Origin of the sequence: Paenibacillus sp. GCM10027628, assembly GCF_042676385.1 — a bacterium.
Classification (GTDB): Bacteria; Bacillota; Bacilli; order Paenibacillales; family NBRC-103111; genus Paenibacillus_E.
On sequence record NZ_JBHTHA010000044.1, the window covers coordinates 55,404 to 71,673 of the forward strand.

Genomic DNA, 16,270 nt, shown 5'->3' on the forward strand with positions numbered 1-16,270 from the left:
AAGGAGGTGTACACAATGCAAAAGAAAGTATGGGAACAACCTACTGTGGAAGTGCTGGAAGTAAGCATGACTATGGCTGGTAAAGGATCCAAAGAGATCGACTGGGTTACTGCACACGATGCTGACCTTTACGATCCGTCCTAAGCCGTTAAATAAGCATTTATTCTCTGGAAAGGAGGTGTATACAATGCAAAAGAAAGTATGGGAACAACCTGCTTTGGAAGTGCTGGAAGTAAGCATGACTATGGCTGGTAAAGGGTCCAAAGAGATCGACTGGGTTACTGCACACGATGCTGACCTTTATGATCCATCCTGAGACTTGATTTTACATAGGAGCTTCCTTGGAAAGGGGGTGAAACTATGCAAAAAAAAGAATGGGAACAACCAACTCTGGAAGTTCTGGAAGTAAGCATGACTATGGCTGGTAAAGGTACTAAAGTGATTGACTGGGTATCCACTCATGATGCTGACCTTTACGATCCATCCTAATTCCTTATTTATCAATGTTATTTGCAATGTTTCAGAGATGTATAGTACATAGTATCGGCATTTCTGAAAAGTGGAACGGTGCTGTCCTGTCGAAAGACGGCGGCATCCGTTTCTACTTTATTAATAAACAAAGATGACTGGAGAGGGGAGAATGATTGCAATAAACAGCAGAAACACTTACAAAGCCTTTGGTATGCATGTATCCAGTGAAATTCCATTGCCGGAGCTCATGCAATCTGAAGGACTAGAGCATTCTGAAGATCTTGTAATAACCATGGATAATTTAACTCAACGATGGGACGAAATGGTCGATGATGGTAATAACTTCATTGCCCAAAATGATGTATTCCTATTTAAGATCCCCGATACAGCGATTTATTGCATGGAAAAAGGAAGTAAAATTACGGTTTCACCTTTACCTGGGGCCGACATTGATAAGGTTCGATTATTTTTACTGGGAACTTGTATGGGAGCAACTCTACTGCAGAGGCGAGTGCTGCCTTTGCATGGCAGTGCGGTTGTAATTGATGGCAAAGCCTATGCGTTTGTAGGCGAATCCGGTGCCGGTAAATCAACATTGGCAGCTGCGTTTGGACAAAAAGGTTATCAACTATTAACTGACGATGTCATTGCAGTCACTTTAAATCCAGAGCTTGGAATGGCAATCGTCCATCCGGCATACCCGCAACAAAAGTTGTGGCAGCAAAGTATGGATCATTTCGGCTTGCAATCCAATCAGTTCAGTCCTATTTTTCAGGAAGAAAACAAATTTGCTGTACCGGTTTTTTCTAATTTTCATCAGACGGAAATTCCTTTGGCAGGCGTTTTTGAGCTGACGAAGTCAGAAAATGATACGATCTCTATGACGCCCATGAACAGTCTTGAGAAAATATATGCGTTAATGAGGCATACCTATCGAGGTTCTCTTATAACAAAGATGGGCTTGCAACAATGGCATTTCACAATGACAGCAGCAATTGCAGGGCAAATTCAAATGTATAACGTGCTGCGGTCTACAACTCGATTCACGGCATTCGATCTCGTGTCTCAAATTACACATCAAATTGATGAAGGGGAGTTTATCACACAATGACAATTCAACAAATAACACTGGATCATACCATTATTCAAAATGAAGGCAATTATGTAAGCAACATGGACGGTGAAAAAGTAATGCTCAGCATTGCATCCGGGAAATATTATAATTTGGGCTCAACGGGCGGGAGAATATGGGAATTATGTGAGAGCCCGGTGTCGGTTGGCCAGATCGTTGCCTCGCTTGAAGCAGAATACAATATAGAAACATCACAATGCGAAGAGCATGTCCTTTCGTTCCTGGATCTTTTATCGAAGGAAGGTTTAATTCAAATTAGAAAGGAATAAGAGAGACTGTGAAAAAAGTGAAAAAATTCCTTTCGATGCGGTTTTTCATGCAGATGTTGTTCATTGAAGCCTTCTTTTACCTGGGATTGGCGCGTTTCTTAAAGGCACTTCCCTTCAATAAAGTGGCTCCTACATTAGGCAGCAAAAGACATGAAACTGCGTTAATTCATAAAGCCGAAAACGAAGACTTAATAAGAGATATTTCACTAGCCATTCAAACGATGAGCCGGCATACGTTTTGGGAAAGCAAGTGTCTTGTCATGGCGATCGCCGGAATGAAAATGCTGGAGAAACGAGGCATTGAAAGCACGTTATATTTAGGGACGGCGAAAAATGCCGAAGGAAAGTTTATTGCGCATGCTTGGTTGCGCAGCGGTCCATTCTATATTTCGGGTGCGGAAACGATGAGGCATTTTACAGTTGTGGAGACTTTTGGCAAGCAAGTGATGTGAAGGGGAGATAGAAGTGGGGGATGTGGCCTTTTATATTAAAAAGTTATATGCGATTACGGGATATAAACTTTTTCTTAACTTAATAAGTATGATCGTTGTAAGTTTGATCGATGGAATTGGCGTCTATCTACTGCTTCCCATGCTGAGCATTATTGGTATTCTAAACATCAATATACAAAAATCAATACCTATACCTTGGCTCTCCAAAGTAACGGAGGGTTTATCTGGCTTTCTGAATTTACCTAGTGTATTAGCCATTTATATTTTAATCGTTGCATCACAAGCTTTATTGCAAAGAAATCAGGCCATTCGCAGTATGAACATCCAGCAAGTGTTTATTAAAACGTTGAGGTTTGAGACTTACCGTGCACTGATGGAAGCGAATTGGAAATTTTATTTGAAGAAACGAAAGTCGGACTTCAGCCATATTTTGACGACGGAGTTAGCCCGTGTCGGTCAAGGAACGAATTTTATGCTGCAGTTAACCGCATCGGTCATATTTACCATTATTCAGATTGGGCTTGCCTTCTTGCTATCAGTAAAATTGACTGTTTTTATATTAGTAAGCGGATTAATAATCTTAGTTATATTACGTAAGAATGTGAAAAGCGCAAAAACGTTAGGGGATCGCTCATCTGAACTCTCTCAAAGCTATTATGTCGGTATAACGGAACATTTTAATGGAATGAAAGATATTAAAAGCAACAGGTTGGAGAAGTCGCACCTCATTTGGTTTTTAACGTTATGTCAAAAAATACAGTTAAATGCCGTAAATTTCGTGAAATTAAATTCGAAGACTCAATTTTTGCATAAGACGTCTTCAGCGGTTTTAGTCGCAGCTTTTATCTTATTATCATTTGAAGTATTCCACGTTTCAGCGGAACAACTTATGTTAATCATTCTTATATTTACTCGCTTGTGGCCGCGGTTTACTTCCATTCAATCAAATTTGGAATACATTGTATCCATGTTTTCTGCGTTTAAAGCTTTAATGGAACTGCAAAAAGAATGTAAGGATTCGCAAGAGCTTACTGCTCAGACCTATCATGAGAACGAACCGCTTCTTGTTAAAGAAGGAATTAGATGTAGGGATGTTAACTTTCGTTATAATGACGAAGAAACGGAATATGCTCTTAAAGATATAAACATGTTTATACCGGCCAACGGTATGACAGCTATAGTTGGAAAATCCGGTGCAGGCAAAAGCACGTTAATCGATATTCTCATGGGATTGATTGAACCGGAAAAAGGGGAGATTCTCATCGATGGGAAGCCTTTAACTCGAGAGAATCTATTTCCTTTAAGAAGTTCGATCAGCTATGTATCGCAGGACCCATTCTTATTTCACTCGAGCATCCGGGATAATTTGTTGTTAGTTGATCCGGATGCAAGTGAGGAACGAATGTGGGAGGCGTTGACATTCTCCGCTTCCGATGAATTTGTAAAGAGGCTCCCACAGGGGCTGGATACCATTATTGGAGATAGGGGGATAAGGCTATCAGGGGGTGAACGCCAACGGATCGTGCTGGCGAGGGCGATCTTGCGTAAGCCATCCATCCTTGTATTGGATGAAGCTACAAGTGCTTTGGACAGTGAACATGAAGTGAGAATCCAGGGAGCTTTAGAGCGGCTCAAAGGCAGCATGACGATCATTGTCATTGCGCACCGCTTATCAACTATTCGGAATGCGGATCAAGTTATCGTCATGGAGCGGGGGCAGATTATTCAGCAAGGGGGATACCAGCAGCTTTCTAAAGAATCTAAGGGTATGTTTAGTAAGCTACTGGGGTATCAAGCGGAAGCTAGTGTGTAAATAAATACCCTCGTGAAGGGAGGGTTATTTATCTACACGGAAATAGTCGCGTTCTTCCAGATGAGCGATTAATAAATTCAAGGACTCTTCAATACCTAGAATCTCAGTATCTACGATAAGATCAGGATGAGTCGGCACATCATATTGTGCGGATATGCCTGTAAAGTTAGGGATCTCTCCATTACGTGCTTTTTTGTACAATCCTTTAGGATCCCTTCTTTCGCATTCCTCCAAAGAGCACTTTACATATACTTCAAGAAAATCTTCCTGATTAAAAAGTTCTCTGACCATCGAGCGATCTTTCTCGTGAGGTGATATAAAAGCCGAAAGGACAAAAAGGCCCGCGTCCACAAACAACTTTGAAACTTCGCCAACTCTGCGGACGTTCTCTTTCCGGTCTTTTTCCGAGAATCCCAAATCAGCGTTGAGTCCGTGCCTAATATTGTCGCCATCTAACACATAGGATCTAATGTTTCTGGCATGCAGCTCTTTTTCCAATGCGAATACCAATGTGGATTTCCCTGATCCGGATAAACCTGTGAACCATAAAACACAGCTCTTGTGTTTGTTATGTTGGTTTCTTTCTTGCCTTGTAAGATTGGAGTTATGCCAAGTAATATTCGAATAATTTTTCAATGTATTCACCTCTACAAAATGTATCATGAAATTATTTTATCATATTGCTTTAAAATAAGATACAAATTGTATATGTATCGATGAAAAAATGAAGTCAAAAAAGAGCAATTTGTGTTATCATAGATACAATATGTATCATTATTAAAGTCGGGGGGTCGTTTTATGCAGGATAAGTTTGGGCTTGACTTGAGTGACTTCTCAAAAGAATTGAAGTGGATGCTTCTTCTTTTGCAGAACAATCGGGATAAAGAAGAAATTCTCAGTCATATACCGGTAGATATGGATTGGAGCTTGTTTCTGCAATTGGTAATGCACCATCGTGTGTATCCTTTGGTATTTACCAAATTGAGGGAGATGGATTCAGAGCTTATTCCTGAACACGTCATTGAATCTCTTAGTGCTGAATACAAGCGGAATACGTTTCAGATGCTCCAGTTAAGCGCTGAGTTGGAACGGGTATGTAAAGTTTTCGATGAACACGGGATTAGATCATTGCAATTGAAAGGTCCTGTTATTGCCAAAGAGCTATATGGCGATATATCGCTGAGAACATCGAAAGATTTGGATATACTTGTTCCTTTCGCAGATATTGAAAAAGTAGAAGGCATCCTGCGTATGCTTGGTTATGTTTTGACTGATGAGATTAATAGAGTGCTAGACGATTGGAAATGGAGAATACATCACTTAAGTTATTTTCATCCAGGTAAACGAATACTTATTGAAATGCATTGGAAACAAAGCCCCAATATTACGAATGAACCCTCTTTCGATGAATTGTGGAGCAGAAGGAATACGAGCTCTTTTACTAAGAATGGAATTCACTTTCTCGGAGTTGAGGACTTATTTCTATATCTCGTCAGCCATGGCGCACGCCATAGTTGGTTTAGATTGCGTTGGTTGGCTGATATTAAGCAATTATTGAATAAAGAGTTTGAATGGGAGAAGGTTCACTCTCATTTAAAAAGATATGATTGTCATTATCTAGCAGGGCAGGCGCTTATACTGGCTAATCAACTTTTGGCAACCCCAATTAAACAAGAAATAAAGCCAATAATGGCAAGTAGTCGATCATTTATGCTGGCTCAAAATGCTATGGAATTTATTAAGAATATGGTTGAATTATGTGTGGAATTTTCAGACAAAAAATTAGCGGAAAGTTATAAAATATATACCTTATCATTAATGTCTAAGAAACAGAAATGGAGACAACATCTATTTAAGTTATTTCCGAGTTCAGCAGATGCGTTAGCTCTACCTTTACCTAAAATATTACATTTTCTTTATTTTCCTTTAAGGCCATTTTTATGGTGTTGGCGTCGATTAAAGTGGCCGGCCAAACTAATTAAATAAATAATGGTATGTATCATAGTACACTGAAGGATGTGCTCATTAAATGAAACGCTGGATTGTATATACAGCTGGAGCTGTCATTGCAGGCATGGTCCTTATAGGAGGTTATTACTACTGGAGTCTGGAACCCAAGCGTCATTTTGAGCAGAATGTGACGCCAGTCCTAGTCACACCTAATTCAGATACAGTACCTATTCCAACACTCCCGGTTTCTACGGTTGATCCATCGCCTACCCCCTCAGAACAAGTTGATTCTGAGAGAAAAAACATGAAATCATTTAATGTACTTATTTTAGGAATTGATGCTAGAGCTGATGAGGATTCTCGTACGGATGTTATTATGGTTGTCCATGTAGTACCATCAGAGAAAAAAGCTAATATTATTTCGTTGCCAAGAGACACAAGAGTAAATATTAGCGGAGTCGGATACACGAAGATCAACCATGCTCATATTCTCGGGGAAGCAAAAAACGGAAATCACGGCGGGACTGAAGAGTCGCTTCAAGTGGTAAGTAATTTTCTTGACGTACCTATAAATTATTATATGAAAACCAATTTTGTGGGATTCGAAAATTTTATCGATACGATTGGCGGAGTAGACGTTCTGGTAGAGAACGATATTCATTTGAGGCACAGCGATAAAGATTTGCTTCATGGCATGCAGCATATTGACGGGAACATAGCACTTAGCCTGGTTAGAGAAAGATGGGCTTTTCCGGAAGGGGATTTCGGACGTCAGAAGGAGCAATCGAAAATTTTAAAAAGTGTTGCCAAAGAATTACTGGCGCCTGATCATTTTGTGAAAACGGTCTCATTATTGCCGAATTTCAGAAAAGATATCGTGGATACGAACTTCACGGACAGCGATCTTCTAAGCTTGATTCGGATGTTCCAGGGGATGTCGGAGGATGATTTTCAGTACGTACAGATCCCAGGGCAAAGCGGGTATGCGATGGATCCGTTAGTTAATTTGCGGTTATATTACTGGTTTCCTGACACCGATAAAGTTAAGTCACTAAGTAATCAGTATCTCAAATAAAAATAAAGGAGATGTTCATTCATGCAAGTCGTGCAGCCAATTCGAGAACAAGAAAAGATTATGGAAATTCAAGAAGTTTTAAGAAATCAATCAGAGAGGGATTGGTTGTTGTTTACTATTGGCATCAATTCCGGCCTGCATCTGAGCGATCTTCTCACATTGCGTGTAAAAGATATAAGAGGTAAGAATAAAGTAAATATCAAAGAGGGGAAAACAGGCAAAGAAAAAACATTTTCAATCAACAATCAGTTAAATGAATGGGTTGAAGAGTATACGAAATATATGGATGATGAAGACTTCCTATTTCCTTCTCAAAGGACAGGAAGACCCATCAAACGGATTCGTGTATACCGTATCTTAAATGAAGCAGCTAAGCAAGTGGGACTAAATGATATTGGCACGCATACATTACGGAAAACATTTGGTTATCATTACTATCAAAAAACAAAAAATATATCGGTACTTCGAGATCTCTTTAATCACTCAGCACCGTCTGTAACTCTCAGATATATAGGAGTTGCCGCGGATACGAGCGAAAAGAAAAAAGGAGTGTAAGTGAGTAGAAATGTACCCGTTTTCATGTAAATTCATGAAAATTTACTTGACATGATACAAGATGTATCATAAATTTAGTACATAAGTTACCATTTCCGAACATAATATGAGTTGGAAAAGAGGATTTCAAATGCAAAAAAAGGATATAGTTACTCTCGACATTATGAAAGTGTTAGAGCAAATGAATATCGATAAAGAAAGATACATAACATTGAGCAGTAACAATCCTTATGAGTTGAATCCGGTTATTTCAGAGAGCGTTCAGCCCGCACAAAAGCAATGAATCTCCTAGCCTCTTCTGGAGTCAGCTTATTACCATCTACTGTTAGAGCGAATTTCTCCAAGATTGTATCATCCGACAGTTCTAAGCTATCTACAAATTCCCTAACATCAGTATCAAGAACTTGATCTGAATTTTCTGTTCTAGCTAGCAAATAATCTGTAGATACCTTAAAGAAGGAAGCGATTTTATCGATGGTATCGTAATCAGGCTCTCTTCTTGATGTTTCATAATGAGATAGAGCGGCTCTCGAAATGCCCAGTTTATTTGCTAGTTCTTCTTGCGTGAGTGCATGCTTTTCTCGCAAACGGGCAATTCTGTCCCCATATTTATGCATAAATAATTTCCTCACAATCTAATGATTAATATCTATTATTATTACCAAGATGCAAGAACTATTATACCAGTCTTCTGTTCGTTAGAAAACGGGGAATAAAGAATTATTACATCACTAATGATACAATATGTAACTATTCTGATTTATACTTATGAATACCGGAGGACATTAACCATGATTATGGAAGCAATGAATGGCGAAATGCATAGAATGCATCCCCCCATGATTGGTTACATGAGAATAGTTGAAATCAACGGTCGAAGAGAAGAATCTAAGAGGACAGAAGTGATCATAACTTTCATAGGAATTAACGGCTTAAGGTTTGAGTCTTTACTAAGGCTGCCCAAAAATGAAAATGTGATCTGGTGTTTTCAAATGGAGGTGGGCGGAGCTCCTATGACTATGGAAGGAATCATTTGCGAGTCCAAAGTAGAAGTTCAAAGTAATGAATATGAAGTCAGGTGGACCAATGCTCCTTACTGCAAAGGGAGGGGGTTGGAATTACTCTTCAATATGATATTCAAAGGCTCAAAATATACAAGAGCTTTAAGAAGTTATCAAAATTTCGATGTGCTCTTGGATAAGAAAAAGGTTGATTTAATATGTTAAAAAATGTCGATTCTATTGGTTTGGTCGACACCCATTGTCACATTATACCGAATATCGATGACGGGTCTTCGAGTCTGGATGAGTCTTTACAGATGGCACGTGTAGCCGTAGCGAGTGGTGTTAGTACGATTGTTGCTACCCCTCATCATGGAGTAAGGAATATAGAAAACAGAGCTGATTTGGTTGATTTAAAAGTCCAGTCATTGAATGCTGAACTTATGAGCAGGAATATTCCTTTAACTATACTATCGGGTCAAGAAGTTCGAGTTCGTCCATGGTTAATTGAAGAACTGTATGAAGGAACGATTCGCACATTAAATAGCACCCGGTATATTTTATTAGAACTCCCCTCTTATGGAGTGCCAGACTATTTCCAACATGTACTTCATGAGCTATCCATTCTCCAGATGACTCCAGTTATTGCCCATCCTGAGAGAAATTATGAATTTCTAAGGAATCCCTCGAGCCTAATTCCATTCATAGATCAAGGAGCATTATGCCAAGTTACATCTCAATCGATAATGGGATTGTTTGGTTATAAAGTTCAAAAGTTAGCGATCGAATTGTGCAAAAATAACTGGGTTCATTTAATTGCATCGGATGCCCATAATATGAGTTCAAGACCGGGTATGCTTAAACAAGGCTATCAACGTTTAGAAAAAAAAATCGGTAAACAGCGAGTTCAAATGTACAAAGCAAATGCGGTGAAATTGATCGAAAATGAATTTATTGGTTTAGCAATACCCTTGAGAAAGAGAAAAAAGAATTTTTTTCAGTCGCTATACAGTTTTAAGCAAACATAAGTTTAATGCAGATATATGCTTGACATGATACGAAATGTATCTTAAGATAACAAATATAAGGATACGATTTGTATCGTAAATTCGGATAATATGGAGGTTAACATGGAACTTGAACTAAAGGAGTATTTTCGGATCATTTCAAAAAGATGGTGGTTAATTGCATGTATTGTTTTACTCTCCAGTGTTACGACAGGAATTTTTAGTATCTTTTTTGTTCAGCCTCAATACGCAGCAAGCGCCAAGATGATCGTTAATAAATCAACAGAGCGCCAAGGCGTACAGCTCATTGATGCCGGCACAATCAATGCAAGTATTATGTTGATCAATACATATAAGGAAATTATCAAATCACCTGCAATTATGGATAAAGTAGTGGCAAAGCACCCGGAAATAGAACTGAGCGCAGATCAATTAGGGAAAAGAATATCAGCAACATCGGTAAATGATTCTCAAGTCATCACACTGCAAGTGGTTGATCGCTCTTACAGCAGAGCAATGAATATTGTCAATGCAGTTTCCGAGGTCTTTAAGGATGAAATACCGACGATCATGAGTGTCGATAATGTAGCCATTTTAAATAATGCCAAAGAAATAAACAACCCGGTACCTGTAAACCGTAGTCCTCTAATCAATATATTAATAAGCGCATTTGTAGCTCTTGTTGTTTCGCTGGGGATTGTTTTCTTAATCGAATACCTGGACGACACGATCAAAACTGAAAAAGATGTTGAAACCTATCTTGGCATCCCGGCATTAGTCACAATCTCAAGAATTAAATCGACATCTGCAAATACAAATTCCAACAAGAAATCACAAAGAATGGTAGGTGAATCCGCTAATGTCAGCGTTAACTCATAAGGAAAAATTTCAAGATCTGATAACGAATTCTAATCCGATGTCATCTATTTCAGAAGCGTATCGAGCCTTACGGACAAATATAACATTCTCATCAATAGATCAAGATCTCAAAAAAATTCTTGTTACATCATCCATTCCGGGTGAAGGTAAAACGACAACGGTTGCGAATTTGGCGGTTGTATACGCCCAAGAGAACAAAAAGGTGCTGATCATCGACGCAGATTTAAGAAGACCTTCAATTCATCAACGCTTTGTCAGATCGAACAGGTTAGGTCTGACTAATATATTGGTAAATCAATATAAAGCTTTGGATGTCATTTTGGAAACGGACATTCCCAATTTGTCAATCATTACCTCCGGCTCTATTCCCCCTAATCCATCCGAGCTGCTGTCGTCGGCCAAATTAGCTTCAATTCTAGAGGAATTACACGATAAATTTGATCTTATTCTTATAGACTCGCCTCCGACGCTGGCAGTGGCTGATTCTCAAATTTTATCTACAATGTGCGACGGCGTGCTCTTCGTTGTTAATCACGGCAAGGTTAAGCGTCAATTAGCGAAAAAGGCATTGCTTAATTTAGAACATGTGAAGGCAAAAGTGCTTGGGGTCGTCATTAATAATCAGCCTAAAAAGAAAAATAAAGATTTCTATTATAACTATTAGAAAAGTTTGGTAAATATTTATACCCTATTTTAGGTAATATCTACTATACCTTTATCATTGTAGATACTCGATCATGCTGTGGGCGTAAGACGCCTTAGACGTTAATCGTCGATGGTGTGGTGTGAGGGGGGGTTAAATGCCCTATTGGTAAAAGTGCTAGTTATTCTGTCTTATTTGATTAGGACAGAATCACTAACACTTTTATGGATTTACACATAATTACAAAAAAACATGGAGGGAATTGGATGGAACGTGTGAAAAAGGCGATAATACCTGCCGCCGGATTAGGAACGAGATTCCTTCCTGCTACCAAAGCAATGCCCAAAGAGATGCTGCCCATCGTAGATAAACCAACTATTCAGTACATCGTCGAAGAGGCTGTAGAAGCAGGTATTGAGGATATCATCATTGTTACTGGAAAAGGGAAACGGGCCATCGAGGATCACTTTGATAATGCATTCGAACTGGAACAAAAGTTATTTGAGACGAAGAAAATGGAGCTTTTGGAGGAAGTACAACGGTCTGCGAAAATGGTCGATATCCACTATATTCGACAAAAAGAGCCCAAAGGTTTGGGGCACGCTGTATGGTGCGCAAGAAAGTTTATTGGCAATGAACCATTTGCCGTTCTGCTAGGAGACGATATCGTTAAGGCTGACAAACCTTGTTTGAAGCAATTAATTGAACAATTTGAACAAACGAACAGCTCCGTTATTGGGATTCAAAGCGTACCCGATGAAGAAGTAAGCCGATACGGTATCATCGACCCCAGCGAGAGTTATGGAAGGTTGTACCAAGTGAAGGGATTAGTCGAAAAACCATCTAAGCTGGTAGCTCCGTCGAATCTTGCAATTATGGGCAGATATATACTGACACCAAATATATTCAAATTTTTGGAAAAACAAGAATTGGGTGCAGGCGGCGAAATTCAATTGACCGATGCGATTCAAAGGTTAAGTGAAATCGAAGACGTTTATGCCTATGATTTCGAAGGAATCCGCTACGATGTAGGGGAAAAACTCGGATTTATTTTGACCACGCTTGATTTTGCTTTAATGAACAAAGAACTCCAGGCTCCGCTGCTCGATGCACTAGATGATATATTGAACCGTAAAAGAACATTTGTAAGATAGGAGTAGAAACGTCATGGGGATGCCGGAATCCAATGTTGTGATGGAGGTAAATACATATAAGTCGAATGCTGTCGGGCAATTGTCAGTACACAAAGAAAGAGCCGTTTTTCGATTTACTAAACGAACGACGGATATCATTTTGGTTTTAATCGGAATCTTCTTTCTACTTCCGTTGTTTGCTATTGTGAGCATACTTATCAAGCTTGAAGATCCAAAGGGATCTGTATTTTTCTCTCAGACCCGAATAGGCAAGAATGGAAAGCCTTTTAAAATGTATAAATTCCGATCCATGGTTCATGACGCGGAGAAGTTGTTGGAAGAGCTTCGCGTAAAAAACGAAATAAGCGGAGCCATGTTCAAGATGAAGGACGACCCAAGAATAACGAAAATAGGAAAGTTGATACGTAAAACGAGTATAGATGAACTTCCACAGTTATGGAATGTATTAAAAGGAGATATGAGTCTCGTTGGTCCAAGGCCTCCCTTACCATGGGAAGTGGAAGAATATACACCATATGATATGCAACGACTGCTCGTAACTCCTGGTTGTACAGGATTGTGGCAAGTGAGCGGTAGAAACAGCGTTGGCTTCAGTGAAATGGTTGAATTGGATTTGCAATATATTAGAGACCGCTCCTTTTTGTATGATATTAAAATAATTTTGAAAACGGTAATCGTTCTGTTTGGTTCAAAGGATGCATTTTAAGCCGATAAAGGTGTGAAATCATGAGTAAAGTAACAGTTGCTGGTATAGAATTTGACAATCTATCCATGCAAGAGACGCTTGTCCTTATTAACCAAAGGATAATTCAACGACGGAAAACAGTAATGACTCCTGTTAATGTAGACTGTGTGGTAAAAGCGCACGAGGACGAGTGGTACCGAAAGTTTATCGAAAAATCGGATTATATCATTGCGGATGGAATGCCAATTGTGTGGGCCTCAAAACGAGGCAAGAACCCGCTTAAGGAAAGGGTAACCGGAGCGGATCTCTTGGTTGAGGCTTGTAAAGTTGCTTCTAAGCATAAGTGGAAGATATTTTTCTATGGTTCAGCTGAAGGAGTGGCGGAAGAGGCGCGCAAAAGGCTCCAAGAGAAGTATCATTGCGAGATTGTCGGTGTCTACTCGCCACCTTTTAGGGGGTTAACGGACCAAGAACTTGATCAGATTGCTGCAACCGTTAATGCAGTTGACCCGGATATTATGTTTGTTAGTCTAGGTGCACCGAAGCAGGAAAAATTCATTGAACAGAACTTGCATAGATTCAATTGCAAAGTGTTTATCCCATGTGGAGCAGCAGTTGATTTCTGCGCAGGCGTAAAGAAGAGAGCTCCTAGGTTCATTCAGCAGATCGGAATGGAATGGTGTTGGAGGTTATTATCAGAGCCAAAGAGATTAGTGAAAAGGTATTTTGTTGATGACATGAAATTTTTCAAAATCATCTTGCAAACTAGAGACTAAACAATATGTAAGAGGAGAACGAAATCATGCTGATTAAAACGAAAAATCCGCTTAGTGAAACCTTAACAAAGGAGTCAACAATAATACGCTCCAAGGCTCCCCTTCGTCTCGGTCTAGCTGGAGGAGGTACAGATGTATCGCCATACAGTGATGAGTTTGGTGGATATGTGCTCAATGCTACGATTGATATGTATGCGTATTGCACAATCGAATTTAATGATTCCGACCGAATCGTTTTCTACGCTGCCGATCGAGGAGAGTATTTTGAATCGGATTCGTATTCTCACCTAGAATTGGAAGGGCAGCTATTGCTGCACAAAGCTATATACAATCGCATAGTCAAACAGTTCAATGGTTACATTCCATTATCTTTTAAAATGACCACTTATTCGGATGCGCCGGCAGGTTCTGGACTCGGATCATCGTCTACGATGGTGGTGGCTATACTGAAAGCCTTTGTTGAAGCGCTTGGATTGCCTCTGGGAGAATATGATATCGCTCATCTTGCTTATGAAATTGAACGGGTCGATGCTAACTTGAGCGGTGGCAAACAAGATCAATACGCTGCAACATTCGGCGGATTCAACTTTATGGAATTCTATGGGGATGACAAAGTTATTGTAAATCCGCTAAGGGTAAAAAACTGGATCATCAATGAATTGGAGAATTCACTCTTACTTTACTATACGGGTGTTTCGCGGGAATCAGCAAAAATTATTGATGAACAAACTAAAAATACGAAAGAAAAAAACCAAAATTCGATTAACGCTATGCATCAATTAAAGCAAGATGCGGTCGTCATGAAGGAAGCCTTGTTGAAAGGCGACATACGCCGGTTTGCCGATTGTCTGGGACATTCCTGGAAAGCGAAGAAACAGATGGCGTCATCGATTTCAAACGACAACATCGATATCATTTATGAAACCGCACTTGAAGCCGGGGCTTACTCGGGTAAAGTATCCGGTGCCGGCGGCGGAGGCTTCATGATGTTAATGGTCGACCCCACGAAAAAGCTGAATGTCATGAACAAGCTGAATACGCTGGGCGGGCAATTCATGAACATGCATTTTGTTAAAAACGGAACAGAAGGATGGAGAGTGTAAACATGAAACAATTTATTCAAGATCAAGTGGCAAACTCCTATGATCTTAAGGGAGCTATTTTGGCGGATCATTCCTTGCTTCAGTTAATAGAAGAAATTTCTACAAAAGCAATTGAAGCCTACAGAAATGGCAATAAAATTATGCTCGGCGGAAACGGCGGCAGCGCGGCAGACAGCCAGCATATAGCCGGTGAATTCGTCAGCAGATTTTATTTTGACCGCCCTGGCTTGCCGGCAATTGCTCTTAGCACAGACACTTCCATCCTTACTGCAATCGGAAACGACTACGGTTATGAGAATTTGTTCGCCAGACAAGTGCAAGCACATGGGAAAGAAGGAGATGTTTTTATCGGAATATCAACGTCCGGCAACTCTCCAAACGTTATTAAAGCTCTGGAATTATGTAAGACAATGGGGATTACAAGCGTAGGCTTCACAGGTAAAAGCGGCGGCAAAATGGCTGAATTATGTGATTATTGTATAAAAGTTCCTTCATCAGAAACACCTCGAATTCAAGAAGCACATATTCTGATTGGTCATATTATTTGCTCTGTCGTTGAAGAAGAAATTTTTGGCGCCGGTTTTGAAGCGCTCAAGCAGGTATCTGCGGGTAGAGATGCTTAATGGAAGCTATCATTTTAGCCGGTGGTCAGGGAACTAGACTGAGACCCATTATTTCGGATATTCCTAAACCGATGGCTCCTATCGGAGACAAGCCCTTTCTTAACCTGGTCATGGATTATCTCTGTGAACAGGGGATTCATCGCGTCATTCTTTCGACAGGGTATAAGCATGAAGTCATTGAAGCGTATTACCGTTCTGAGTACAGGGGCATGTCAATCACATATAGTGTAGAAGAAGAACCTTTGGGCACTGGCGGCGGGATCTTGAAAGCCAGTCAATATGTCAAATCCAATGATGTGGTTATCATTAATGGAGATACTTTATTTCAAGCGAATCTGAAAGACATGTACGCCATTCACACTGAGTTTCAATCCGATGTAACAATGGCTTTGAAAATAATGAATAACTTTGATCGTTACGGTGCAGTAAAAACGCTTGGTCAAAGAGTGATTGGTTTCGAGGAGAAAAAATATGTTGAATCAGGGTTCATCAACGGTGGCGTATATCTTGTGAGGTTAAGCACCTTGAGGAACTTGATTCTGCCGGAGAGATTCTCTTTCGAGAAAGATTTTCTTGAACGTTACATACATGAATTGAGCATGCATGCGTATGTATCAGATGCTAATTTCATTGATATTGGTATCCCTGAAGATTACAGGCTTGCTCAGGAGGTTCTATAGAA

The 16,270-nt window shown here is 39.8% G+C and carries 22 protein-coding genes; 20 read left to right on the plus strand and 2 right to left on the minus strand.

Annotated features, from left to right (window positions below):
- The first annotated feature begins 15 nt into the window (after nucleotides 1-15).
- From ACFQZT_RS27415 to ACFQZT_RS27445, 7 genes are all read left to right on the plus strand, one after another.
- Nucleotides 16-144 carry a paeninodin family lasso peptide gene (locus ACFQZT_RS27415; protein ID WP_379305209.1) on the plus strand — a complete coding sequence of 43 codons (129 nt, stop codon included), beginning with the start codon at nucleotides 16-18 and terminating at the stop codon, nucleotides 142-144.
- 43 nt (nucleotides 145-187) lie between these two features.
- The gene (locus ACFQZT_RS27420) at nucleotides 188-316 is read left to right on the plus strand and encodes a paeninodin family lasso peptide (protein ID WP_379305211.1); all 129 of its coding nucleotides are present in this window, start codon (nucleotides 188-190) and stop codon (nucleotides 314-316) included.
- A gap of 44 nt (nucleotides 317-360) precedes the next feature.
- Nucleotides 361-489 (plus strand): paeninodin family lasso peptide, encoded by a 129-nt coding sequence (locus ACFQZT_RS27425; RefSeq protein WP_379305213.1) that lies wholly within the window; start codon nucleotides 361-363, stop codon nucleotides 487-489.
- 151 nt (nucleotides 490-640) lie between these two features.
- Nucleotides 641-1,582, plus strand: a complete 942-nt coding sequence (locus ACFQZT_RS27430) for an aldolase (RefSeq protein WP_379305215.1) — start codon at nucleotides 641-643, stop codon at nucleotides 1,580-1,582.
- Entirely contained in the window at nucleotides 1,579-1,872 is a 294-nt protein-coding gene (locus ACFQZT_RS27435) for a lasso peptide biosynthesis PqqD family chaperone (RefSeq protein WP_379305217.1), read from the plus strand. Before ACFQZT_RS27430 ends, ACFQZT_RS27435 begins: the two co-directional genes overlap by 4 nt.
- A 35-nt stretch (nucleotides 1,873-1,907) precedes the next feature.
- Nucleotides 1,908-2,324, plus strand: coding sequence for a lasso peptide biosynthesis B2 protein (locus ACFQZT_RS27440; protein ID WP_379305479.1), 417 nt, complete (start codon nucleotides 1,908-1,910; stop codon nucleotides 2,322-2,324).
- Nucleotides 2,325-2,337: 13 nt separating this feature from the next.
- Nucleotides 2,338-4,137: an ABC transporter ATP-binding protein gene (locus ACFQZT_RS27445; protein ID WP_379305219.1), complete on the plus strand. Its 1,800-nt coding sequence runs from the start codon at nucleotides 2,338-2,340 to the stop codon at nucleotides 4,135-4,137.
- Nucleotides 4,138-4,161: 24 nt separating this feature from the next.
- Here ACFQZT_RS27445 and cysC read toward each other — a convergent pair whose 3' ends face one another.
- Nucleotides 4,162-4,773, minus strand: a complete 612-nt coding sequence (gene cysC / locus ACFQZT_RS27450) for an adenylyl-sulfate kinase (RefSeq protein ID WP_379305221.1) — start codon at nucleotides 4,771-4,773, stop codon at nucleotides 4,162-4,164.
- A 162-nt stretch (nucleotides 4,774-4,935) separates the two neighbouring features.
- Between cysC and ACFQZT_RS27455 the strand changes: the two genes are divergently transcribed.
- The 3 genes from ACFQZT_RS27455 to ACFQZT_RS27465 are packed head-to-tail and all read left to right on the plus strand — an operon-like array spanning nucleotide 4,936 to nucleotide 7,717.
- Nucleotides 4,936-6,123 (plus strand): nucleotidyltransferase domain-containing protein, encoded by a 1,188-nt coding sequence (locus ACFQZT_RS27455; protein WP_379305223.1) that lies wholly within the window; start codon nucleotides 4,936-4,938, stop codon nucleotides 6,121-6,123.
- 43 nt (nucleotides 6,124-6,166) lie between these two features.
- Nucleotides 6,167-7,162 carry an LCP family protein gene (locus ACFQZT_RS27460; protein ID WP_379305225.1) on the plus strand — a complete coding sequence of 332 codons (996 nt, stop codon included), beginning with the start codon at nucleotides 6,167-6,169 and terminating at the stop codon, nucleotides 7,160-7,162.
- A gap of 21 nt (nucleotides 7,163-7,183) precedes the next feature.
- Nucleotides 7,184-7,717 (plus strand): site-specific integrase, encoded by a 534-nt coding sequence (locus tag ACFQZT_RS27465; protein WP_379305227.1) that lies wholly within the window; start codon nucleotides 7,184-7,186, stop codon nucleotides 7,715-7,717.
- A gap of 245 nt (nucleotides 7,718-7,962) precedes the next feature.
- Here the strand turns inward: ACFQZT_RS27465 and ACFQZT_RS27470 are convergent, their stop codons facing one another.
- A complete protein-coding gene (locus tag ACFQZT_RS27470) occupies nucleotides 7,963-8,334 on the minus strand; it encodes a helix-turn-helix domain-containing protein (RefSeq protein ID WP_379305229.1) in 372 nt (123 codons plus the stop codon).
- A 174-nt stretch (nucleotides 8,335-8,508) separates the two neighbouring features.
- Here ACFQZT_RS27470 and ACFQZT_RS27475 point away from each other — a divergent pair, with 174 nt between their 5' ends.
- From ACFQZT_RS27475 to ACFQZT_RS27520, 10 genes are all read left to right on the plus strand, one after another.
- Nucleotides 8,509-8,943: a hypothetical protein gene (locus tag ACFQZT_RS27475; RefSeq protein ID WP_379305231.1), complete on the plus strand. Its 435-nt coding sequence runs from the start codon at nucleotides 8,509-8,511 to the stop codon at nucleotides 8,941-8,943.
- Entirely contained in the window at nucleotides 8,937-9,746 is an 810-nt protein-coding gene (locus tag ACFQZT_RS27480) for a tyrosine-protein phosphatase (protein WP_379305233.1), read from the plus strand. The genes ACFQZT_RS27475 and ACFQZT_RS27480 overlap by 7 nt, the downstream gene beginning before the upstream one ends.
- Before the next feature lie 102 nt (nucleotides 9,747-9,848).
- Nucleotides 9,849-10,604 (plus strand): YveK family protein, encoded by a 756-nt coding sequence (locus tag ACFQZT_RS27485; protein WP_379305235.1) that lies wholly within the window; start codon nucleotides 9,849-9,851, stop codon nucleotides 10,602-10,604.
- A complete protein-coding gene (locus ACFQZT_RS27490; RefSeq protein ID WP_379305237.1) occupies nucleotides 10,585-11,268 on the plus strand; it encodes a CpsD/CapB family tyrosine-protein kinase in 684 nt (227 codons plus the stop codon). Before ACFQZT_RS27485 ends, ACFQZT_RS27490 begins: the two co-directional genes overlap by 20 nt.
- A gap of 245 nt (nucleotides 11,269-11,513) precedes the next feature.
- Nucleotides 11,514-12,401 carry a UTP--glucose-1-phosphate uridylyltransferase GalU gene (galU, locus tag ACFQZT_RS27495; RefSeq protein WP_379305239.1) on the plus strand — a complete coding sequence of 296 codons (888 nt, stop codon included), beginning with the start codon at nucleotides 11,514-11,516 and terminating at the stop codon, nucleotides 12,399-12,401.
- Nucleotides 12,402-12,441: 40 nt separating this feature from the next.
- Nucleotides 12,442-13,107, plus strand: coding sequence for a sugar transferase (locus ACFQZT_RS27500; protein ID WP_379305481.1), 666 nt, complete (start codon nucleotides 12,442-12,444; stop codon nucleotides 13,105-13,107).
- A gap of 20 nt (nucleotides 13,108-13,127) precedes the next feature.
- The gene (locus tag ACFQZT_RS27505; protein WP_379305241.1) at nucleotides 13,128-13,862 is read left to right on the plus strand and encodes a WecB/TagA/CpsF family glycosyltransferase; all 735 of its coding nucleotides are present in this window, start codon (nucleotides 13,128-13,130) and stop codon (nucleotides 13,860-13,862) included.
- 26 nt (nucleotides 13,863-13,888) lie between these two features.
- On the plus strand, nucleotides 13,889-14,965 hold the full coding sequence (locus ACFQZT_RS27510; RefSeq protein WP_379305243.1) for a GHMP family kinase ATP-binding protein: 1,077 nt from the start codon (nucleotides 13,889-13,891) through the stop codon (nucleotides 14,963-14,965).
- Nucleotides 14,966-14,967: 2 nt separating this feature from the next.
- Nucleotides 14,968-15,588 carry a D-sedoheptulose 7-phosphate isomerase gene (gmhA2, locus tag ACFQZT_RS27515; protein WP_379305245.1) on the plus strand — a complete coding sequence of 207 codons (621 nt, stop codon included), beginning with the start codon at nucleotides 14,968-14,970 and terminating at the stop codon, nucleotides 15,586-15,588.
- A complete protein-coding gene (locus ACFQZT_RS27520; protein ID WP_379305247.1) occupies nucleotides 15,588-16,268 on the plus strand; it encodes a nucleotidyltransferase family protein in 681 nt (226 codons plus the stop codon). The genes gmhA2 and ACFQZT_RS27520 overlap by 1 nt, the downstream gene beginning before the upstream one ends.
- The last annotated feature ends 2 nt before the right edge of the window (nucleotides 16,269-16,270 follow it).